At 43.2% G+C, this 22,641-nt stretch carries 20 protein-coding genes and 1 riboswitch; of the genes, 9 read left to right on the top strand and 11 right to left on the bottom strand.

From position 1 onward, the window contains the following. Positions 1-32 precede the first annotated feature (32 nt). Positions 33-1,112 (bottom strand): 4-hydroxythreonine-4-phosphate dehydrogenase PdxA, encoded by a 1,080-nt coding sequence (gene pdxA / locus R2Q66_RS04635; RefSeq protein WP_316746828.1) that lies wholly within the window; start codon positions 1,110-1,112, stop codon positions 33-35. Positions 1,113-1,326: 214 nt separating this feature from the next. Between pdxA and rsmA the strand changes: the two genes are divergently transcribed. From rsmA to R2Q66_RS04615, 4 genes are all read left to right on the top strand, one after another. After that, entirely contained in the window at positions 1,327-2,109 is a 783-nt protein-coding gene (gene rsmA, locus R2Q66_RS04630) for a 16S rRNA (adenine(1518)-N(6)/adenine(1519)-N(6))-dimethyltransferase RsmA (protein ID WP_265843297.1), read from the top strand. Positions 2,110-2,122: 13 nt separating this feature from the next. After that, entirely contained in the window at positions 2,123-3,052 is a 930-nt protein-coding gene (locus R2Q66_RS04625; RefSeq protein ID WP_316746827.1) for a 2-hydroxyacid dehydrogenase, read from the top strand. Between the two features lie 158 nt (positions 3,053-3,210). Then, positions 3,211-3,684 (top strand): transcription elongation factor GreA, encoded by a 474-nt coding sequence (gene greA / locus R2Q66_RS04620; RefSeq protein ID WP_265843295.1) that lies wholly within the window; start codon positions 3,211-3,213, stop codon positions 3,682-3,684. A 20-nt stretch (positions 3,685-3,704) separates the two neighbouring features. Then, positions 3,705-4,112, top strand: a complete 408-nt coding sequence (locus tag R2Q66_RS04615) for an HIT family protein (protein ID WP_316746826.1) — start codon at positions 3,705-3,707, stop codon at positions 4,110-4,112. 331 nt (positions 4,113-4,443) lie between these two features. Here the strand turns inward: R2Q66_RS04615 and R2Q66_RS04610 are convergent, their stop codons facing one another. Beyond that, positions 4,444-5,574 carry a histidine decarboxylase gene (locus R2Q66_RS04610; protein ID WP_316746825.1) on the bottom strand — a complete coding sequence of 377 codons (1,131 nt, stop codon included), beginning with the start codon at positions 5,572-5,574 and terminating at the stop codon, positions 4,444-4,446. Between the two features lie 157 nt (positions 5,575-5,731). Here R2Q66_RS04610 and R2Q66_RS04605 point away from each other — a divergent pair, with 157 nt between their 5' ends. After that, a complete protein-coding gene (locus tag R2Q66_RS04605) occupies positions 5,732-6,199 on the top strand; it encodes an Lrp/AsnC family transcriptional regulator (RefSeq protein ID WP_182957938.1) in 468 nt (155 codons plus the stop codon). A 4-nt stretch (positions 6,200-6,203) separates the two neighbouring features. Here R2Q66_RS04605 and R2Q66_RS04600 read toward each other — a convergent pair whose 3' ends face one another. Genes R2Q66_RS04600 through rsgA form a run of 3 tightly spaced genes read right to left on the bottom strand, consistent with a single transcriptional unit; the run spans position 6,204 to position 7,936 of the window. Beyond that, positions 6,204-6,530, bottom strand: coding sequence for a nucleotide pyrophosphohydrolase (locus R2Q66_RS04600; RefSeq protein ID WP_265843291.1), 327 nt, complete (start codon positions 6,528-6,530; stop codon positions 6,204-6,206). Between the two features lies 1 nt (position 6,531). After that, entirely contained in the window at positions 6,532-6,984 is a 453-nt protein-coding gene (dtd, locus tag R2Q66_RS04595) for a D-aminoacyl-tRNA deacylase (protein WP_316746824.1), read from the bottom strand. Positions 6,985-7,015: 31 nt separating this feature from the next. Next, positions 7,016-7,936 carry a ribosome small subunit-dependent GTPase A gene (rsgA, locus tag R2Q66_RS04590; protein WP_316746823.1) on the bottom strand — a complete coding sequence of 307 codons (921 nt, stop codon included), beginning with the start codon at positions 7,934-7,936 and terminating at the stop codon, positions 7,016-7,018. A 431-nt stretch (positions 7,937-8,367) separates the two neighbouring features. Between rsgA and thrA the strand changes: the two genes are divergently transcribed. Genes thrA through thrC form a run of 3 tightly spaced genes read left to right on the top strand, consistent with a single transcriptional unit; the run spans position 8,368 to position 13,072 of the window. Beyond that, positions 8,368-10,815 (top strand): bifunctional aspartate kinase/homoserine dehydrogenase I, encoded by a 2,448-nt coding sequence (thrA, locus tag R2Q66_RS04585; RefSeq protein WP_316746822.1) that lies wholly within the window; start codon positions 8,368-8,370, stop codon positions 10,813-10,815. Further along, positions 10,812-11,747 carry a homoserine kinase gene (locus R2Q66_RS04580; protein ID WP_316746821.1) on the top strand — a complete coding sequence of 312 codons (936 nt, stop codon included), beginning with the start codon at positions 10,812-10,814 and terminating at the stop codon, positions 11,745-11,747. Before thrA ends, R2Q66_RS04580 begins: the two co-directional genes overlap by 4 nt. A gap of 5 nt (positions 11,748-11,752) precedes the next feature. Continuing rightward, positions 11,753-13,072: a threonine synthase gene (thrC, locus tag R2Q66_RS04575; protein WP_316746820.1), complete on the top strand. Its 1,320-nt coding sequence runs from the start codon at positions 11,753-11,755 to the stop codon at positions 13,070-13,072. On the opposite strand, the gene R2Q66_RS04570 is transcribed toward thrC, so the two are convergent. The 6 genes from R2Q66_RS04570 to murQ form a co-directional block, all read right to left on the bottom strand. Further along, positions 13,050-13,481 (bottom strand): META domain-containing protein, encoded by a 432-nt coding sequence (locus R2Q66_RS04570; protein ID WP_316746819.1) that lies wholly within the window; start codon positions 13,479-13,481, stop codon positions 13,050-13,052. The two genes, thrC and R2Q66_RS04570, sit on opposite strands and share 23 nt — an antisense overlap. 74 nt (positions 13,482-13,555) lie before the next feature. Next, on the bottom strand, positions 13,556-14,512 hold the full coding sequence (locus tag R2Q66_RS04565) for a methylenetetrahydrofolate reductase (protein ID WP_316746818.1): 957 nt from the start codon (positions 14,510-14,512) through the stop codon (positions 13,556-13,558). A gap of 34 nt (positions 14,513-14,546) precedes the next feature. Further along, a complete protein-coding gene (metH, locus tag R2Q66_RS04560; RefSeq protein WP_316746817.1) occupies positions 14,547-18,206 on the bottom strand; it encodes a methionine synthase in 3,660 nt (1,219 codons plus the stop codon). Between the two features lie 115 nt (positions 18,207-18,321). Beyond that, a riboswitch (SAM riboswitch) is annotated at positions 18,322-18,432 on the bottom strand. A gap of 246 nt (positions 18,433-18,678) precedes the next feature. After that, the gene (locus tag R2Q66_RS04555; protein ID WP_316746816.1) at positions 18,679-19,431 is read right to left on the bottom strand and encodes a Bax inhibitor-1/YccA family protein; all 753 of its coding nucleotides are present in this window, start codon (positions 19,429-19,431) and stop codon (positions 18,679-18,681) included. A gap of 55 nt (positions 19,432-19,486) precedes the next feature. Further along, a complete protein-coding gene (locus tag R2Q66_RS04550) occupies positions 19,487-20,056 on the bottom strand; it encodes a hypothetical protein (protein WP_316746815.1) in 570 nt (189 codons plus the stop codon). Positions 20,057-20,068: 12 nt separating this feature from the next. Then, positions 20,069-20,875, bottom strand: coding sequence for an N-acetylmuramic acid 6-phosphate etherase (gene murQ, locus R2Q66_RS04545; RefSeq protein WP_316746814.1), 807 nt, complete (start codon positions 20,873-20,875; stop codon positions 20,069-20,071). 184 nt (positions 20,876-21,059) lie between these two features. Between murQ and R2Q66_RS04540 the strand changes: the two genes are divergently transcribed. Further along, positions 21,060-22,634: a S41 family peptidase gene (locus R2Q66_RS04540; protein WP_316746813.1), complete on the top strand. Its 1,575-nt coding sequence runs from the start codon at positions 21,060-21,062 to the stop codon at positions 22,632-22,634. Positions 22,635-22,641 lie beyond the last annotated feature (7 nt).

Here is a 22,641-nt window from a genome sequence, read left to right as displayed (position 1 = left end):
ATTATTTTATAGAATTAAAATGTTTTTTCATTCTAATTTGCGTCGTCTTTTATATCGGACGCAGTTTCTATAATTTTTCCGCCGGTTCTCAGCTGGTTTTTCAATAATTCTTCCTGTTCTCTACGGTTCCTTACGATGTGAGTTGCTGCAAATAAGGCTTCTATAAATGAAGACGGATCTGCAAGGTTCTTTCCTGCAATGTCGTATCCTGTGCCATGATCCGGCGAGGTACGCACGATTTTTAGGCCCGCAGAATAGTTCACTCCAGTGCCAAAAGCGATGGTTTTAAAGGGGATTAATCCCTGGTCATGATACATCGCCAATACCGCGTCAAATTGCTTGTAACTTCCCTTGCCAAAAAATCCGTCAGCAGGGTAGGGTCCGAAACAAATGATCCCTTTATCGAAGGCTTGCTGAATCGCCGGCATAATAATATCCGCCTCTTCTGTGCCTAATAATCCGTTATCACCAGCATGTGGATTCAATCCCATTACCGCAATTTTTGGTTTTTCAATCCAGAAATCTTTCTTTAAACTCTCATTCATCAGCACCAGTTTCTTCACAATCTTCTCAATGGTGATGCTTTTTGAAACTTCTGTGATTGGAATATGTCCGGTAACTACGCCTACTTTAATGTCTTCACTCACTAAAAGCATCAATACGTCGTTGCTTCCACTGCGTTCCATCAGGTATTCGGTATGGCCCGGGAATTTAAAGGTCTCAGATTGTATGTTGTGTTTGTTGATCGGGGCAGTGACCAGGGCATCAATTTCTCCTTTGATCAGGTCTTCTGTAGCCTTTTCTAAAGAAAGTAACGCATATTTTCCCCCGGTTTCATTGGCTACGCCAAGTTCGATTTTAACATCTTCTTCCCAGCAGTTGATCATATTCGCCTTCTTTGGATTGGCTAATGCAGCCTCAGTAATCACATTGAAGTTGAAATCGCCCAGGCCTAAAGCCTTGCGGTGGTATGAAGCAACTTTGGTATGTCCATAAACGATAGGGGTACAGTAATCGAGGATTTTGCTTTCCGCAAGGGTCTTCAGGATCACCTCTAAACCGATACCGTTCACATCTCCTATACTGATTCCAATTTTAATCTTATTGCTCATACTTCAAAAAAATTTAGCGCAAATTACAGAATTCATTTTAAAATGGTTGGTTTTTTAGGCGTTTGTATTTGTGCTATTCCGGAAAATAGGGGGGTCAGGAAAACGTTAGGAAAACGATATCCTTAATTTTAGGGGTGTAGAGGCTGTTTTAGCCGATTGTTGATCCGATACTCGCAAAACTTTGCTTATTTTGCAGCTTTTAGAAGGAGAATATATGAGTTTGGTAAGGGCAAAAAAACATTTAGGACAACATTTTTTAACGGATAAAAAGATTGCCGCGAAGATTGTAAACGGTCTGGTACATACCGATCAGTACAAACAAGTACTGGAAGTTGGACCGGGAATGGGGATCCTTTCAGACCTGCTGCTGGAAAGAGAAGATTTAGAAACTTTCATGATCGATATCGATGTGGAATCTTATCATTTCTTAAAGGAGAAATATCCGCAATTGGGCGACAGGTTAATCAACGGCGACTTTTTAGCCTTAGACCTTTCGGCGATCTTCAAAGAAAAATATGCCATCATCGGCAATTTCCCCTACAACATCTCTTCACAGATCCTCTTCAAAATTTTGGAGAACAGAGGTCAGGTGGTAGAAATGGTTGGGATGTTCCAGAAAGAAGTGGCAGAACGTTGCGCTTCCAAAGAAGGAACTAAAGATTACGGAATTTTAAGCGTCCTGATTCAGGCGTATTATAATATAGAATACCTGTTTACGGTGAAACCGGGTACCTTTAACCCACCGCCAAAAGTAAATTCAGGCGTGATCAGGTTGAGTCGTAATGACGTGGAAACACTTCCTTGTGATGAAAAACTGTTCTGGCGTACCGTGAAAGCTGGTTTCAACCAACGCAGAAAAACCTTAAGAAATGCTTTATCGGGCGTAGTGCCAAAAGAGAAAATGGACGACCATATTTTCTTCGACAAGCGTGCCGAGCAATTGAGCGTCGCTCAGTTTATCGAGCTGACCCAACATTTAGCCCATCTTTCCCAATAATCAGTCTGCATTTATGAGCAAAGGAAGAATTTTAATCGTGGATGAGTTACATCCTGTTTTTAAGGAGCGTGCCATCGCTTTAGGTTATGAAGTGGATGATTTGCCCTTGTATACCCGGGAGCAAACACTGGCTGCAATTGCTAATTATCAGGGAATCGCTGTGCGCACGAAATTCAGAATTGATCAGGAGCTGATGGCTGCCGGAACGGCGCTGAAATTTATTGCCAGAGCAGGTGCCGGATTAGACAATATTGATGTGGATTATGCAAAAAGCAGGAACATCGAACTGTTAAATGCGCCGGAAGGCAATATGGATGCCGTAGGAGAGCACGCTACGGGGATGTTGTTGTCATTGATGAACAACTTGCGTAACGCCGATATGGAGGTCCGCAATGGCATCTGGGACAGAGAAGGCAACCGTGGTTATGAACTGAAAGGGAAGACTGTCGGGATTGTCGGTTACGGATTTATGGGCAAAAGCTTTGCAAAAAAGCTGGCTGGTTTTGAAGTAAACGTGATCGCTTATGATAAGTATAAGACTGGTTTCAGCGATGCTTATGCCAAAGAGGTGAGTATGGAAGAGATCGTGAGACAAAGCGATGTGCTGAGTTTACACCTCCCACTAACTGCAGAAACGCGTCAGATGGTGGATGAGGAGTACTTATTCCATTTCCGCAAACCTTTTTTCTTTATCAATACCGCCAGAGGCGAAATCGTAAATACGGAAGCCGTTCTACAAGCCATCCAATCCGGGAAAATCCTGGCGGCTGGTTTAGACGTACTGGAAGTGGAGAAATTTCCGGCATTACAAAATACCCCTTGGTTTAAGGACCTTAAATCGGCAGGGAAAGTAATCCTGAGCCCGCATGTTGGGGGCTGGACCTTTGAATCTTACCGTAAAATATCGGAAGTTTTAGCGGATAAGCTTTCGGCCATCATTTAAAGAGACAATTTTGATAAACTGCCCAAAATCAAATTAAATAATTTGTTTTTGTGGTTATACCCCATTATCTTCGTTTTTATTGAAGCAAGACTATGTAGGCATATACAGCCGATATAGTCTTGTTTGTTTTTATAGTACTACATAAAATAAATTGAGCTATGACAGAGGTTACCTATTATACCCAAGATGGTTTAGACCGACTAAAGGCAGAATTACATCATATGAAAACCACCGGAAGACAACAGATCTCTAAGGCAATTGCCGAAGCCAGAGATAAGGGTGATCTTTCCGAGAATGCGGAATATGATGCAGCGAAGGAAGCACAGGGTTTACATGAAGCTAAAATAGCAAAGTTGTCTACTACACTTTCTACCGCCAGATTAATTGATGAATCGAAGCTGGATACTTCTAAAGTATTGGCATTATCTATAGTTAAGATCAAAAATGTAAAAAACGGTTCCACCATGTCTTACCAGTTGGTAGCAGAAAGTGAAGCGGATCTTAAAACCGGAAAAATCTCCGTTAAATCACCGATTGCCAAAGGTTTACTTGGTAAATCAGTTGGTGATACCATTGAAATTCAGGTTCCTGCGGGAATGATCGAATTTGAAATCTTAGAGATCACCCGTTAATCCTTAATCTCCCCAATTCTATGGCAAGTATATTTTCAAAAATAGTAGCTGGTGAAATCCCTGCGCATATTGTAGCAGAAACCACCGAATTCATGGCTTTCTTAGATGTTAATCCACTCACGATGGGCCATGTCCTGGTGATTCCTAAAAAGGAAATTGATTACATCTTTGATATGGAAGAGGAAAGCTATGTTGGACTGACCATGTTTGCTAAAATTATAGCTACAGGGCTAAAAGAAGCGTTCCCTTGCAAAAAAGTAGGCGTAGCCGTCATCGGCCTGGAAGTACCGCATGTACACATCCACCTGATCCCTATGAACGCAGTGAACGATATGAATTTTAGTAAGGAAAAATTGAAACCTTCGCAGGAAGAACTGGAGGAAGCCGCATTAAAGATCAAAGCAGCGTTGAATGAAACGACCGCTTAACAGATAAAAGCATTGGGTGTTTACCCGAATTGAAAAGGGTGTCTTAACGGGCACCCTTTTTTTGTGGAATAAGGTGACTGATAGCCGGAATAGTGTTCTGGATCTGGTCGTAAAGAGCGCTTAGTTGCGAAAGGGTTGCCTAACCTTTTGGAAGGGGTCTGGATAGTAAAAGGGGTACCAAAGTACCAGCAACCTATGCTGAACCCTTTCTCAACCCTATCCGAACATGCCACTCTTCCCGACCACAACCCGACTACTTCCCGATATCGTAATTCTGAGTTTTTTTGAAAGAAAAATGAAAGGCTGCCCGGGAATTCCGGGCAGCCGATTTCTATAGGGGGGTAAATGTAGGGGCGATAAGATCGGCTATCAGTTCATCAATCTGCGCGCAAGTTACATTGGGCATACAGATGACGTGGGACAGGCCGTTTTCTGAGGCTAGCTGCCACTTCTGACAGATCCATTTGGCTGGAGCAGGGAAAACAACGGTGATCGCATTTGGATTGCTCCAGGCGGCTATTCCGATGCTTTTCAATTGCGCTTCCGCATAGGCAGCAACAGCAAGGCTGTGTAAGGCTCTTTTTTGGAGACCTTCCAGGCCTAGTTTTTTTAAGGTATACCAGAGAAACAATGGCGTATGGCCGTTTCTGGAACCAGTAATCGTGGTATCAATGCTGCCGATATAATCGATAGAACGTGCAATCCGGTCGCGGTTGGTTTTCTTGACAATCACCAGGCCGCATGGGATCGGTGAACCCAAAAATTTATGTCCGCTAATCGCCAGGCTATCGGCCCCATCGGCAAAGTCGAATGCCGGTCTGGGTTCAATAAAGGCACTATAGCTTCCGGATAAAGCAGCATCTGCATGAATATAGTGATTTTTAATCGCCAGATTCTTCAGGATGCTTTTGATCTTGCGCACATCGTCCTTCGCTTCGGTCATCGTAGTGCCGATATTGGCAAAAATCACAACCGGAAGGTGTCTGTTCATCAATAAGGTACTGTGCAGGTCTTCATAATCCATTTCGCCGTTTTCCTGCGAGCGAATGGCAATATTTGGCATGTTTAACAACAACAGGTTCTTCTGTACACTGTAATGGGTCGCGTCAGAATAGTAAACCATGGCCTTTGGATACAGCTCACGGGCCAGATAAAGGCCGTATAAGTTGCCTTCAGAACCACCATTGGTTACGTATCCCCACCAATTGTCGGTAGGTGCACGGAACAGATCTGCAAAAAACTCAATCACTTCTCTTTCCATGGCTCTGGTATCCACCGCATACGTGGATTCCGTAAATGGATCTCCAAGGTTATTGATTGGATATTGAAGAAATGGCAGAAGATCGGTATAATCGAAATCTTTAGAAACCGGATACCCCAGAAACAAACGGGTTTTATCCTGTATTTTTTCGTAAAGATCGGATAACCTTTGGTTATCTTCTGGTGATAGGTTGCTGGTCATTTTCTGTAGGTGGTTCAGACTGCAAATCTATTATTCTCCATTCGATTGACCTTAGATGTGCTTAATATTAGAAAATAAACACTTAATTTTGGCGATAAGTAGTTTTATTCGTCTTTATGGAGGCAAATTGCTGCAAAAATCAGAAAAACTAAACTAGATGGAACAGTTCGATAAGATGGATCAGCGCATATTAAATGCGTTACAACAGAATGCAAGGCTAAATACGAAGGAGATTGCGCATAAAGTAGGGCTTACCGTGACGCCAACTTACGAACGTTTGAAAAAGATTGAGAAGACAGGGGTGATCAAGAATTATGTGACCTTGCTGGATAGGGAAAAGATCGGAAAAACCCTGGCGGCATTTTGTAACGTCACGCTACAGGTGCATTCCCTTCCTTTATTGAAAAAGTTTGAAGCTGCAATGACTAAGCTCGATGAAGTGATGGAATGTTACCACGTTGCCGGAACTTATGATTACCTGCTCAAAGTAGTAGTCAATGATATGAATAAATACCAGGATTTTTTAACGAATAAGCTGGCCGCCATTGAGAACATTGCCAACGTAAACAGTTTGTTTGTGATGACAGAAATCAAGCACAATACCGCTTATACGATTGATAAGTAGTCGCTTACTTCAGCTTCTCGTTGTTGCGGTGTCTGTCGGTATCTCTGATGGTCTTTTTAACCAGATTTTTTTCTAAAGCGCTGGTCAGGTCGATTCCGGTCTGATTGGCCAGACAGATCAATACGAATAACACATCGGCCATTTCATCTGCAAGGTCTACCGCTTCATCGCTTTTTTTAAAGGATTGTTCGCCATATTTCCTGGACATGATTCTGGCTACTTCACCCACTTCTTCCATCAGAATCGCGGTATTGGTGAGCTCATTGAAATAACGGATTCCTGTTTTATTGATCCATTGGTCTACGGTTTCCTGGGCTTCTGCTATGGTCATGTTATTCTTTATTTTTGGTATCCATCATGATGGTGACAGGGCCATCATTTACTAAACTGATTTTCATATCTGCCCCAAATATCCCTGTTTTGATCTCTTTTTGCAGGAGATTGGACAGTTTGGCAATCATTTCCTCGTATAAGGGAATGGCTTTGTCGGGTCTGGCAGCTCTGGTAAATCCAGGTCTGTTGCCTTTTTTTGTGGCTGCAAAGAGGGTAAACTGACTAATCAGGAGAATATTTCCACCTACATCAGCCAGGGATTTATTCATCAGGTCGTTCTCATCGCCAAAGATCCTCATGTTCACAATTTTCTGACTTAACCAATCCAGGTCTTCGGAGGTATCGGTATCTTCAATACCCAATAAAACCAGAAAACCCGTGTCGATATGGCCGGTAGTTTCTCCTTCCACCACACAACTGGCTTCGGTTACTCTTTGTATAATTGCTCTCATAGCGGTTAAAAAGCGGTGTTAAGACCTGGGTTTAAGACCGGGTTTCGTTACCATGGAAAATACTCAGGTAACTTTCATATCTGCTGATTTCAATTTCTCCATCTTCTACCGCTTTGAGTACGGCACAACCTGGTTCATTGACGTGGCGGCAGTTGTTAAACTTACATTTATTCATTAAGGCACGCATTTCTACGAAATAATGGCCCAGTTCTTCCGGTTTAATATCAAAAATACCCAGTTCACGGATGCCCGGTGTATCAATCAGGTAACCACCGAAAGGTAAAACATGCATTTCCGCAAAAGTGGTCGTATGTTGCCCTTTGTCACTCGCTTCCGAGATTTCTCCCGTTTTGATGTGTCTATCGGGAAGTAAAGCATTGATCAGACTTGATTTTCCTACACCGGAGTGTCCGGAAAACAGCGTTGTCTTATCTTTCAACAGGCTTTCTATTTGTGGGATATTGGTTCCTTCTAAGGCCGATACCGTATAACAAGGGTAGCCGATGTTTTCATAGATGTGCTTGTATTCTGCTAAAACCTCGAGTCCCTCTTCATTAAACAAATCCAGTTTGTTAAAAATCAGGATGGCAGGAATGCGGTACGCTTCGGCAGTTGCCAGAAAACGGTCAATAAAACCCAAAGAGGTTCTTGGTGAAACTAAGGTCACCACCAAAAAGGCCTGATCCATATTGGCAGCAATAATTTGCGCCTGTTTAGAGAGGTTGATGGATTTACGGATGATGTAATTGTTCCGGGGATGTAATTTATGAATGACTCCGTTATCCGAATTTGGCTCCAGCTCAAAATCTACCTGATCGCCTACGGCAATCGGGTTGGTCGTTTGAATGCCCTTGATCCGGAACTTACCTTTAATACGGCAGTCGTATCTATTCCCGTCTTCCGCCTGTACCTGATACCAGCTTCCTGTTGATTTTATGACTAATCCTTGCATATGATACTGCAAAGGTAATAAAATGTTTGTCGGGAATCAGCGTTTACAAGCGCTTCAAGTTTGCTTTCCGCAAAAGAGGCTTAAATCTGGCCGCTGGTATCTGATTTCCGTTTTTTGGTGTTGAAAATGAAGGGCTTACCAAAGCTGCTGTTAAAAACCGACCTCCAGCCCCTTTAGACGCAATTTATTTAAAATTCGCGCAAATATATTTGTAATCATTTGTTAATTAGAAAAATATAACTTTACTTTACGACTCAGCACACTAAGTGTAAAAATTACAATGTTTAATAATTCAACCATTATTTCCATTATTATTACCACCGGGATATCTCGGAGGGAGGATAGCTAATGGGTATAAAATACTAAAAATAAAAACCACAAAAAGCGCCTTCCTCTAATCGGGGAAGGCGCTTTTTTTTTAACCTAAAATTATGAATATCTTAAAATTTGGAGGTACATCTGTTGGTTCCCTGGAAAGCATCACTGCTTTGCTGGGTATCTTAAAGGAGCAGCAAGGGGCTGAAAATCCTATCGTCGTCTTATCCGCCATGAGCGGGGTAACGAATGCCCTGGTAGACATGGCAGAAAACGCCGGGAAAGGAAAAAGCTATGGCCAGGAACTGAGCGCAATTGAAAAGAAACATTTTGAGGTCATCCGTGCGCTGTTGCCGGCAAGCGCTCAGAATCCGGTACTCACCAAACTTAAAATCTATTTCAATGAACTGGAAGATATTTTGCAATCAGTCTATAACCTGAAAGAACTGAGCCTGCAAACCAAAGACCTGATTTTAAGTTATGGCGAACGTTGTTCGGCAGTGATGGTGAGCCATATCGCCAAACAAACTTTCCCGAATGCGCGCTATGTAGACGGTTCGGAACTGATCAAAACAGACCATAACTACGGACAGGCGAAAGTAAATACCTACCTCACAGAAACGTTAATCAAGGATTTTTACGAATCCAATGCCGATAAATTGTTGTTCGTAACTGGTTTTATTGCGAGTAACGAGGAAGGCAGAATGACTACTTTAGGCAGAGGCGGAAGTGATTATACTGCTGCCATCTGGGGTTCTGCCCTGAATGCGCAGGAAATCCAGATCTGGACGGATGTAGACGGGATGCTGACTGCTGATCCAAGGATGGTTAAAAAAGCGTTTTCGCTGGCCGAGTTGAGCTATACCGAAGCCATGGAGCTGTCGTATTTTGGCGCTAAAGTGATTTATCCGCCAACGATGATCCCTGCTTTTCTAAAGCGCATTCCGATTGTGATCAAAAATACCTTCAATGTAGACTTCCCGGGTACTTATATTAAACATGGTGCCGGGAGTTCAAAATTACCGATCAAAGGGATTTCTTCTATCGATGAAATCAGTGTATTGAACCTTTCGGGGAGTGGAATGGTAGGAAAAGCCGGTTTTAGCGGTCGATTGTTCTCCATGCTTTCCCGTGAGCAGATCAATGTGATCCTCATTACCCAGTCTTCTTCGGAGCATAGCATCACTTTTGCCGTTAAACCGGGCGATGCTTTAAAAGCGCTGGCCTTGATCAATAAAGAGTTTGAATTAGAGCTACAAGCGAGAAAACTGGAATATCCGGAAGTAGAAAACGGATTAGCCGCCTTAGCTATCGTAGGCGAAAACATGAGACGCACCCCGGGTATGTCGGGTAAGTTGTTCCATGCTTTAGGCAGAAACGGTGTCAATGTAAGGGCGATTGCCCAGGGTTCTTCGGAATATAATATCTCGGTGATCATCTCTAAACCTGATTTGTCGAAAGCTGTAAATGCGGTGCATGATGCTTTTTATGCCAATCTGAAAAGAACACTCCATGTTTTTTGTCTGGGAACAGGCAATATCGGCAAGACTTTATTTGCCCAGCTGGAAGCACAAATGGATTTCCTGGCCACCAATAACGACCTTCAGGTGAAGGTCATGGGGGTTTGTAATACCCGTAAAATGCACCAGAATGTAGATGGGATCGCCCTGAGCAATTGGGAAGAAACATTAGAAAGCAATGGAGAACCCGCAGATTTACCGCTGTTCATCAAAAAAATGAAAGCGATGAACCTGCCGAATTGTGTGTTTGTAGACAATACCGCCAGTCACAATCCCATCCAGTTTTATCAGGATGTGTTACAATCGAGCATTTCTGTGGTTACTTGTAACAAGATCGGTAATTCTGCGGATTACGAGCAATATGTGGCCTTTAAACAGGCGGCAAGAACGTATGGCGTAGATTTTCATTACGAAACCAATGTAGGTGCAGGCCTGCCGATCATCCGTACTTTAAAAGATCTGATGATGAGCGGGGACCGGATTCACCGCATTGAAGCCATTTTATCGGGTACGATCTCTTATATTTTTAACAATTATAAGGGCGATAAATTGTTCCATGAAGTGGTGAAGGAAGCTCAGGATAAAGGTTATACCGAACCAGATCCAAGAGATGACCTGAACGGAAAAGACTTTATGCGTAAAATGTTGATCCTTGCCCGTGATGCCGGTTATCCATTGGAAGAATCAGATATCGAAATCGAAAGCATGCTTCCTCCAGCTTGTCTGGCCGCAGCTACCGTAGCCGATTTCTATCAGGAACTGGAAAACAATACCGCCTATTTTGAGAATTTAAAGAAACAAGCCGAAGATGGCCATAAAGTGTTGCGTTATATCGGGAAACTGGAAGATGGGAAGGTAGAAATCACCTTGCAAATGGTAGATGAAGGCCATCCTTTTTACATGTTATCGGGTAGTGACAATATTATTTCATTTACCACCGACCGTTACAAAGACCGTCCATTGGTAGTTAAAGGCCCTGGTGCAGGTGCAGAAGTGACTGCCGCAGGTGTTTTCGCTGATATTATAAACGTTGGTAAACGATGAGAGAATCTATAAAAGTTTTTGCCCCGGCTACTGTAGCTAATGTGGTGTGCGGATATGATGTTTTAGGCTTCGCGGTGAATGAACCGGGTGATGAAGTGATCATGAAATTAACTGGTGGTTCCGGAATCACCATTACAAAAATTACCGGTGATGAGGGGCGTTTACCCCTTGATCCGAAGAAAAACACGGTTAGTGCCAGTGTGCAACATTATTTAAACCATATCGGGAAACCAGATACGGGGATAGAAATTGAGCTGCATAAGAAAATGCCGATTGGCAGCGGCCTGGGTTCCAGCTCTGCCAGTACGGTAGCGGGATTGTTCGCGGTAAACAACCTGTTTGATAACTTGTTGACGAATAAAGAACTGGTTCCTTTTGCGATGAAAGGGGAGGAACTGGCTTGCGGTTACGGACATGCGGATAATGTGGCTCCGGCTTTATTGGGCGGTTTTGTGCTGATCAGAAGTTACGAGCCTTTAGATATCATCAGTTTGCCGCATCCGGAAGATTTATACGCGGCCATCGTGTACCCGGAAGTAGATGTGCCTACCAAAGATGCCAGACAGATGATTCGTTCCAAGGTGTTTTTGAAAGATGCCGTTACCCAATGGGGAAATGTGGCTGGTCTGGTGAGTGGTCTGTTTTTAAAAGACCATGAGCTGATTGGACGCAGCATGACGGATATTTTGATAGAACCTACGCGTTCTATTCTGATTCCTGATTTCTACAAAATGAGGTCTCTGGCCATGAAAACAGGTGCCATTGGATTTGGAATCTCCGGTTCCGGGCCTTCTGTTTTCGCCTTAACTAAAGACGAGGATACGGCAAGAGCCATCACCCAAAAACTTCAGCATCATTTAAAAGGAATCGGCATCAACAGCCTTTCTTTTGTGTCATCAGTAAATAAAAAAGGACCTGTTATCTTAGATTAAGCAGCATGAAATTATACAGTACGAACAACCACGAACTAAACGTCGACTTTCCAACGGCTGTTTTTAACAGCATGCCTTTGGATAAAGGCTTATATATGCCAGTAAATGTTCCTTTGCTAGAGGAGGAATTTATTCAGAATATCCACAAATACAGTATGCCGGAGATTGCTTTTAAAGTGGCTTCTACCTTACTGGATGGTGCAATTCCTGTAGATGATCTTAAAAAAATCATTGAGGATACACTGAGTTTTGATGCTCCGGTAGTGGAACTGGCAGAAAACACCTATGTTTTGGAGTTGTTTCATGGCCCTTCCTTAGCTTTTAAAGATTTTGGCGCGCGTTTCATGAGCCGGGTGATGGCTTATTTCCTGGAAGAAGGGGAGCAAATGCTGGATGTTTTGGTGGCTACTTCGGGCGATACCGGTGGTGCGGTAGCCCTGGGCTTCCTTGGCGTACCCAATACGAGGGTGACTATCCTTTATCCGCAGGGAAAAGTGAGCGAAATCCAGGAGTTACAGCTTTGTACCAATGGCCATAATATCCATGCCATTGCCGTTGATGGTACTTTTGATGATTGTCAGCATTTGGTGAAACAGGCTTTTGCAGATCCGGAGCTCAACCAGAAACTGCGCTTAACTTCTGCAAATTCGATCAATATCGCCAGATTGATTCCACAGACTTTTTACTATTTCAATGCCTGGGCAAGATTGCGCAGGGCAGGGAAAACGGAAGTTGTTTTCTCGGTGCCTAGTGGCAATTTTGGGAATATTGCGGCCGGATTACTCGCTTACAAAATGGGTTTGCCGGTGAAGCAGTTCATCGCTGCTACCAATGTAAACGATACGGTTCCACGTTTTCTGGAGACCGGGGTTTATGAAACCAGGCCTTCCGTACAGACTTACGCAAATGCGATGGATGTTGGTGCGCCAAGCAATTGGGTGCGGATCATGGATCTTTTTGATCAGGACCTGACTGCTATAAAAGCGATTTTGAAAAGCTATACCTATACCGATGCGGAAACACTGGCCGGGATTCAGTCTGTTTATGACCAGTTCGGCTATATCGCTTGTCCACATACCGCGATTGCGGCCCTGGCTTTGCAGGATTATAAAAAAGAAAACCCACAGGATAATGCTGCGGGTGTGTTTTTATCTACGGCTCATGCCTGTAAGTTTCCGGATGTATTTCCTCCTGAATTAGCGGCAAAGATCAAGATTCCGGCAGTTGTGCAGGAACTGGATCTTAAAACTAAGCAACTAGAGAAAATGGATACCGCCTATAGTTCTTTTAAGAATTACCTGGCTAAATTTTACGAAAACGCATAATGGCAATATCGCCCATCATGAAATTGAGGGTGCTATCGCTGATCGAATAACTGCTGGTTTTTTTCAGCATCTCCATAAAAGTGGCCTCTCCTTCACCGGGACAGGCCATTTTTGTCATGGCCATCGGGTGGGTAAAATTGATCATGCTATCATCCGCCACTAAAGTGCCGGAAAAAGAATTACAGCTGTTGTTGCCACTGAATTTCTTGTTGGTAATATCGAAAGTAAGGGTTGGTTTTTTTGCCGGATACAATCCGTTAAAGGCTATTCTCGGACCGGAAATATAGTTCAGCTCCCAGGTTCCTCCCAGCTCAGACAAGCCACCATTTCCTATTGATCCAGGTTTTAGGGTGGTGCATGCAGCGAAAGTACTGGTCACAACGATTGCCAGTATGATGATTCTTTTCATAGCCTTAGGATTTAATTGATAGCCGAAAGGTACAAAGAGTATTCCAAAAAATACCCATCGGCTATCAGGAAGGCCTAAAACACTGCGTTGGCGATCTTTTTTGTAGGTTCTGGATTCCCCATCGTATAGAAGTGAAGCACTGGTGCGCCCATTTCTTTCAGCTCTTTACATTGGTTGATCATCCATTCGATACCCACTTCTTTTACGTCCTTTTCAGACTTACAAGACTGGATTGCTTCGCTCAGTTCAATAGGAATATCCAGGTGGAAAATCTTAGGTAAACTGATCAGTTGTTTGCTGCTGGTAATTGGTTTCAATCCCGGGATAATAGGGACGTTAATCCCGTTCTCACGGCATTTATCTACCAATGCTTTATATTTTTTATTGTCGAAAAACATCTGGGTAACGATGAAATCTGCACCCAGATCTACCTTATGTTTTAAGTATTTAAAATCAGTATCCAGGTTTGGCGACTCATAATGTTTCTCCGGATATCCGGCTACACCGATACAGAAATCTGTCTTTTCAGAGTTCTCCATATCATCATGCAGGTAGCGGCCATTGTTCATGTCTTGTACATGTTGTAACAATTCTGAGGCATAGGCATGGCCATCCGGTGTAGGGATAAAGGCATTGTCGCTTTTCCTGGCATCACCACGCAAAACCAGGACATTATCGATACCCAGGAACTGAAGATCGATTAAGGCATTTTCAGTTTCATCTTTGGTAAAACCTCCGCAGATCAAATGAGGAACCGCATCTACTTTGTACTTGTTCATGATGGCGGCACAAGTGGCTACGGTACTTGGACGTTTGCGGTAAGCAACTTTTTCTAACAGGCCGTTAGCATGTTGTTTGTAGATATAATCTTCCCTCAGATAGGTCACATCGATAAAAGGCGGATTAAATTCCATCAAAGGATCAATGGCGTCAAAAATGCCTTTAATGCTTTGTCCTTTTATAGGTGGCAAGAGCTCAAATGAGAAAAGGGTTTTTCCTTTTGCGTTACTGATATGGTCTACGATCTTCATTAAAATATGGCTTGTTAGGTTCGGTATCTGTTAATTAGTAAGCCAGATTAGGGCTTAACCATCTTTCCACTTCTTCCAGTGGCATGTCTTTTCTTGTGGCATATTCTGCTACCTGATCTTTGGTGATTTTTCCCAATCCAAAGTACCTTGACTGTGGGTGGGCGAAATAGAAACCACTTACAGCGGCAGTAGGGTACATGGCATAGCTTTCTGTTAAGCGAAGTCCGATTTTATTTTCGGCATCCAGCAATTCAAAAAGTGTTCCTTTTTCACTGTGTTCCGGACAGGCAGGATAACCTGGTGCCGGGCGAATTCCTGCGTATTCTTCTTTAATCAGGTCTTCGTTGCTCAGTTTTTCATCTTTCGCATAACCCCAGTAATCTTTACGGACCAGCTCATGCATTCTTTCTGCGAAAGCTTCGGCAAGCCTGTCGGCCAATGCTTTTGCCATGATGCTGTTGTAATCGTCGTAGTTGGCTTCAAATTCTGCTACCAGCTCATCGCAACCAATACCTGTGGTAACTGCAAAGCCACCGAAGTAATCGGCAACACCGGATTCTTTTGGTGCTACAAAGTCGGACAGCGCATAGTAAGGTTCTCCGGCCACTTTTTCCGCCTGCTGGCGAAGGGTGTGGATGGTGACTTCTTTGCCTTCAACGTCTAATACGATGTCATCGCCAACGGTATTTGCCGGCCAGAAACCAATCACCCCTTTAGCGGTTAGTAATTTCTCGTCTACAATACGTTTCAATAAGGCCTGAGCATCATCAAATAGTTTTTTGGCTTCGTCTCCAACCAGTTTATCGTTGAAAATTTTAGGGTAACTGCCGCGCAACTCCCAGGTATGGAAGAAAGGCGTCCAGTCGATATAGGGAACAAGATCTTCCAGTGGATAATCTTCAAATACTTTAGTTCCGGTAAAAGCAGGGGCAGGTGCTACCTGGTCCAGATCAATCTGAAACTGATCTTTTCTGGCTTCTTCCAGTGTTTTAAAGCGTTTATCAGAGCGCTTGTTTAAATGCGCTTCTCTTGCTTTATCGTATTCCTGTCTGATGCCATCAATATAGGCACCTCTGGTTTCCGGGTTCATCAGGGTACTGCAAACGGTTACACTTCTGGAAGCATCCAATACGTGAATTGCAGGGCCAGAATAGTTTGGCGCTACTTTTACAGCGGCATGGATTCTGGAAGTGGTTGCGCCACCGATAATTAAAGGAATGGTAAATCCTTCACGCTCCATCTCTTTGGCAAAATGTACCATTTCATCCAGAGAAGGGGTAATTAAACCACTTAATCCGATGATGTCGGCATTGATTTCTTTTGCTTTCTGAATGATGGTTTGTGCAGGCACCATCACGCCCATATCTACGATCTCGAAGTTATTACAGGCCAATACAACGCCTACAATGTTTTTTCCGATATCATGAACGTCACCTTTTACGGTAGCCATCAGGATTCTTCCTGCCGAAGAGCTGGTTTTTCCATCAGGATTGTCCAGTTTTTCCTGCTCAATAAATGGAAGGAGGTAAGCTACGGCCTTTTTCATCACACGGGCAGATTTTACGACCTGTGGCAGGAACATTTTTCCGGCACCAAAAAGGTCTCCAACGATGTTCATCCCGTCCATTAAAGGACCTTCGATCACGTGGATTGGTTTTGGATATTTTTGTCTCGCTTCTTCTACATCGGCATCCAGGTATTCGATAATACCTTTAACCAGAGAATGAGAAAGTCTTTCTTCAACGGATGTTTTTCTCCATTCTTCGTCTCTGACAATCTCTTTACCTTTAGATTTGATCGTTTCGGCAAATTCTACCAGTCGTTCAGTGGCATCATCTCTACGATTCAGCAGCACATCTTCCACACGTTCTAATAGTGCCGGTGGAATCTCCTGGTAAACTTCTAACATCCCTGCATTTACAATCCCCATATCTAAACCAGCTTTAATGGCATGGTAAAGGAAGGCAGAGTGCATCGCTTCCCTCACGGTATTGTTTCCGCGGAAAGAGAAGGAAATGTTAGATACCCCACCACTTACTTTAGCATGAGGCAGGTTTTCTTTAATCCAACGTGTCGCATTGATAAAATCTACGGCATAGTTGTTATGTTCTTCCAGACCGGTGGCTACGGTCAGGATATTCGGGTCAAAAATGATGTCTTGTGGTGGGAAACCAACCTGATCTACCAGGATATCGTAAGAACGTTTACAGATTTCTTTTCTACGTTCAAAGTTATCCGCTTGTCCTTTTTCATCAAATGCCATCACCACTACCGCTGCGCCGTAGTTCATGATTTTTTTAGCACTTTCAATGAATTTCTCATCGCCTTCTTTTAAGGAGATCGAGTTCACGATTCCTTTTCCCTGTAAACACTTTAATCCGGCTTCAATAACCGACCATTTAGAGGAATCGACCATGATTGGCAGTTTGGAAATATCCGGTTCCGAAGCAATCAGGTTCAGGAATTTAACCATGGCCGCTTCACCATCTAACATCCCCTCATCCATGTTTACATCGATGATCTGGGCACCACCTTCTACCTGCTGACGGGCAACAGTTAAGGCTGCTTCATAATCACCACCTAAAATCAGTTTCGAGAATTTAGGAGATCCGGTAATATTGGTACGTTCTCCGATGTTCACAAAAATGCTTTCCGGAGTCACGGTTACCGCTTCTAATCCACTTAAGCGCAGGTATGGAGCTACAACAGGAATTTTTCTAGGGGTAATTTTTCTAGCTTTAGCAGCGATGCAGGCAATGTGTTCCGGCGTTGTTCCGCAACAACCACCTACAATATTTACGAAGCCATGCTGAATGAAATCTTCCACCAGGTGGGCAGTTTCATGTGGCATTTCATCGTAAGCGCCAAACTCATTAGGTAATCCTGCATTTGGATAGGCAGAAACATAACAAGTGGCTTTTGCAGAAAGCTCTTCAATGTGAGGTCTCATGTCTTTTGCCCCTAAAGCACAGTTAAAACCGATGCTGATTGGGTTGGCATGAATTACAGAGTTTAAGAAAGCCTCTACCGTTTGTCCGGATAAAGTTCTTCCTGAAGCATCGGTAATGGTACCGGAGATCATGATATCAATCGTTCTACCGATTTCTTTCTCGTATTTTTTGATGGAATATATGGCTGCTTTTGCGTTCAGCGTATCGAAAATAGTCTCAATTAACAACACATCAGAACCACCGTCAACCAGTCCGCGGACCTGTTGGTCATAGGCGGATACCAGCTCATCAAAGGTTAGGGCCCTGTAACCAGGGTCGTTCACATCCGGTGAAAGGGAAAGGGTTCTGTTGGTTGGGCCAACGGCTCCTGCTACGAAAGATATCCGATCTGGATTTTTAGCCATGAACTCGTCTACCGCCTCACGTGCTACTTTAGCACCGGCGAAACTCATTTCATAGTCCAGCTCTTCCATCTGGTAATCTGCCAGGGAAATGCGTTGGGTACTGAAGGTATTGGTCTCAATAATATCTGCACCGGCCTTCAGGTATTCGGTATGAATTGCTTTGATAATATCGGGACGGGTAAGGTTCAGCAAATCATTATTGCCTTTTACATCACAAGGGTGATCTTTGAATCTTTCACCTCTAAAATCTTCTTCCGTTAAGATATAACGCTGGATCATGGTACCCATGGCGCCATCAATAATTAAAATGCGTTTCTCTAACTCTGCTCTAATATCCATTTTTTTAGTTCTCCGGGTAACGCGTAATTTTTTATAGCCGGATAGGAATGCCCTGTCGGTTAAGTTTTGTACGCAGTTAAAAGCTTATTGAAAAGTCCGGTATCGGGTCGACTTTAACTTATCTTTCGGAAACCAATGGTCCGGTTTCCAGTAGAATGTAGCACCTTGTAAGCACAGGTTGCTAAGACATCGCAGGGTCTAATCCCTCCGTCTTTCTCTATAAGCTCTGCAAAAGTGCAACAAAGAAAAATCATTTCCAAAAAAACAGCACTTAAAGCATATAATATTGCAATAGCCGGTGGTATTGTTTGTCGGTTCGGAATAAAATTCTGAAAACCTGTGGGTTTACGCTCAAAATCAGGGTTGCAAAGGCTGGTTTGCGTTATGGATTTTCAGGAGCTAGAGGAATTATAAGGTAGCAAAAAGGGCTGCCAAAAAATTGACAGCCCTTTTGCGTATAATTTACAGCTTCTTATCTTCTGTCTCCGAAGATTCTCAATAAGAATAAGAAGATATTGATAAAGTCAAGGTATAGTGATAATGCACCCATGATTGCTAATTTTTTACCATCAGCTTGTACGATTGGGTCACCACTTTCTTCCAGGCCTGCACCGATACGTTTCAGTTTTTGAACGTCATAAGCGGTTAATGCCGTAAAGATGGCTACACCGAAGAAGCTCATTACGTAGCTGAATGTTGGGCTACCTAAGAACATATTGATGATACTGGCGATAAATAAACCAGCTACACCTACCATTAGGATCGGGCCAAATTTGGTTAGATCCACCTCTGTGGTGTATCCTAAAAAGGCCATGATCCCAAAGATACCTGCTGCGGCACCAAAACAGGCTACAAGAGACCCTGAGGTATATATCAATAGAATATAGCTTAAACTTACGCCTAATAAGACCGAGAAAAGCACAAATACACCCAGTAGAGCGCCATAAGAAAGACGGCTAAATCCGGCTCCCATTAACATGACTAATCCCAGTGGGGCGAACATGGCAATCCAGCCCAGAACGGTGTTTTTTCCGGTTTCAAGGTTCATCAACTGGCTTAATAAGGCCGGTGAGCTTGAAACTACGTAGGCCGCAAGTGTAGAGACACTCAGGGCAACGAACATCCATAAGAATACATTTGCGAAGAATTTCTTAGCAACGACTCCTCTTTCCTGCTCGACAAATACTGATTTGTTTGCCCATTGGTAATTATTGTTGTTATCCATTTTTCTTTTAAATTTTATAGTTAAAGATACTAATTAGTTTACAGGCCTACAAAACTTATGCCCCAAGCCTTTTTGTCAGCGTTTCTTCTACTTTCTTGAAAATTTGAATGGGTTTTAAGGTTCTCCATGCCAAATCGTCAAGTTGCCCACCAAAGTTGATGTAGTAATCCAGGTTTGCAGCACTGAATTCTTTGATGACATGTTCCTGGAAATTGATGCCGCAAATCCAGCCATCTTCCACATCCTGGAACCACTCTTCATAGTAGCTGTCTTCGGAAGCATGGAAGTTCAGGATATTTTCGCCGATGAGGATGAATTTGTTGATCCCTTCGTCGATCATCAGTTCCAGAATTTCTCTTTTCAGGAGCATAATGTCATTGTCGATGGCATCATTCCATTCTCCGATAAACTCAATAATCGCATAATTACGGTCGTAATCCGCATACAAGACTTTTATGTATAGGGTGTTGGAGCCGAAATCATCCCATTGCGGGTGAATCAGGAAATTGTAAAGCTGTTTATCAAAATAGAATTCCGAGTATTCGGTGTTGTAAAATGGAGAACGTTCATCTTCCGCCGCGATATAATCATCACGCCACAGGTAGAAAGGTTCGATTTCGTGCATATAATATTCCGGTTATTTGCTGCCGGCTTCTACTGCTTTACGTACGCTGCCGTAGCGTAAAAGCAAGTCCTCCGCCTTCGCGTAATCAATGTTTAGTTCTTCCATTACCATTTGTGTGCCACGATCTACCAGTTTATGGTTGGTCAGCTGCATGTCCACCATTTTGTTTCCCCTGACGTGGCCAAGCTTAATCATGACGGTGGTACTTAACATATTTAACACCAGTTTTTGTGCAGTACCGGATTTCATACGGGTGGAACCGGTCAGAAATTCAGGGCCTACCACTACTTCTACCGGGAAATCGCTTTCTGCGGCAATCGGGCCACCGGCATTACAAACGATACAGCCGGTTAAGACGCCATGTTGACGCGCGGTATTTAATCCGCCAACCACATAGGGCGTAGTGCCCGAAGCAGCAAGTCCGATTAAACAGTCTTTTTCGTTGATTTGATATTCATTAAGGTCGATCCAGGCTTGTTGCGCATCATCTTCCGCATTTTCTACTGCTCTTCTGATGGCGGTATCGCCACCGGCAATGATCCCAACCACCCGGTCGAATGGAACGCCAAATGTTGGCGGGCATTCTGAGGCATCTACCACGCCTAAACGGCCGCTGGTACCTGCGCCAATGTAAAATAAACGGCCGCCATTTTTCATGCGTTCGGTGACTGCGATAGACAGTTTTTCGATTTGCGGAATCACTTTTTCAACCGCAAGTGGAACGGTCTGGTCTTCTTTATTGATGCCCTGAAGAATTTCAAGGACAGACATCTGATCGATGCCTTGATAGGTTGATTCCTGCTCCGTTACTCTGATCATGTTTTTTTTGTTAAAACTCGGGAATTTCTTTTTAAAGACGAAATAATCAAGGTTGATATTGCTTATTTGGGAACAAAGCTGCAACATTCTTGTTAATTCCTATAAAGCGTAAACAATTGTGAATGATTAGGACTTAATTTACTAAATGATAGGGTTATTTTATAACTTTACGCAGCAATAAACCATGAAAAAGACCACCCGAAACCACCTTTTAATCGCACTCACCTATTCTCTTACTTTAATAGGGGGGATGGTTGTTGGCTATAAGTTTTTAAAAGATCAGGGGTATCAGCTTCAAAAGCCATTGGCTTATGCGGCAGATAGCAGCAGGAAGGTCGATGAAATCATTCATATCATCAATAAAAACTACGTGGATGAGGTGAATGCAGACAGTATGCACCATTTGCCTATTGATAGTTTACTGCATCAGCTGGACCCACACAGTGTGTATCTGCCTCCGGCGAAAGCCAATGAATTTGCAGAGACACTGGGCGGTAATTTTGAAGGCATCGGAATTGAGTATTACATTTTAAATGACACTTTACTCGTGACTAATGTGGTTAAAGATGGTCCGGCATTTCTTTCCGGAATCCGCCAGGGGGATAAAATTCTTAAAATCGACACCATGTTTGTGAGTGGAAGAGATTTGCCGAGAGATCAAATGATCGGTAAGATTAAGGGTAGAAAAGGAACTGCGGTTAAATTAAGCATTTTACATCCGGGTACTGCGCAGCCGGTATTGCTGTCTGTGAACCGGGCAAGGGTAAAAGTGAGCAGCATTGATGCCGCTTATATGCTGAATCCGGAAACGGGTTATGTGCGCATCAGTAAGTTTGGTGCGGATACAGATTCGGACTTTGTTGAGTCTGTGCGTAATTTGAAAACGAAGGGCATGAAAAAGCTGGTCTTAGACCTCCGCGATAATGGGGGAGGCTACCTGACTGCGGCAACCGGTCTGGCGAATCAGATTCTTTCAGAAAATAAGTTAATTGTATATACTCAGGGAAAACATGAACCACGTACCGATTACTTTAGTACCGGTGGCGGGGAGTTTGAACAGGGGAAACTGGCGATATTGATCAATGAAAACTCGGCTTCGGCCAGTGAGATATTAGCGGGTGCGGTTCAGGATCTGGATCGTGGGGTAATTATCGGCCGTCGTTCTTTTGGGAAAGGCCTGGTACAGGAGCAATTTCCTTTTGTGGATGGCTCTGCTTTAAACCTAACCATAGCGCGGTATTACACCCCATTGGGTAGAAGTATCCAGAAATCTTATAAGAAGGGCTACAATGCCTATCAAAATGAGATTGAAGATCGTTTTAACGATGGTGAGCTGACTTCGGTAAGCGCGAAAGACAGTCTGAAGAATAGTAAGGCCTTTTTAGGCGGAGGCATTCAGCCGGATATCTATGTAAAAATGGATACCAGTGGTTTCAACAGGTTTTATGCGAAACTGATTGCGAAGAAAGTGTTGTTTGATTTTGTGTACGACGTATTGGGAAATCGTTATACGCCTTCTTTTATAGAACAAAACCTTGCAACCTTTACCATAAATGATGCAGATTACAAGGATTTAGTTAAATATATTCAAAGTAAGAATATTGTGATAGAGCCTAAATTACTACAGGCAGCAAAACCTTTAATCCTGAATGATGTTAAAGTTTTGCTTTGTAAATACCACCTGGGTGATGCCGGTTATTACAAAGCGCTCAACTTGAGTGATGCAATGGTCAAACAGGCATTATCCAGTTTGCAGTAATTCAATT

The organism is Pedobacter gandavensis, from assembly GCF_032677645.1.
Classification (GTDB): domain Bacteria; phylum Bacteroidota; class Bacteroidia; order Sphingobacteriales; family Sphingobacteriaceae; genus Pedobacter; species Pedobacter gandavensis_A.
The sequence above is the reverse complement of the archived record's forward strand: the minus strand, read 5'-3'. Positions and strand labels throughout refer to the sequence as shown.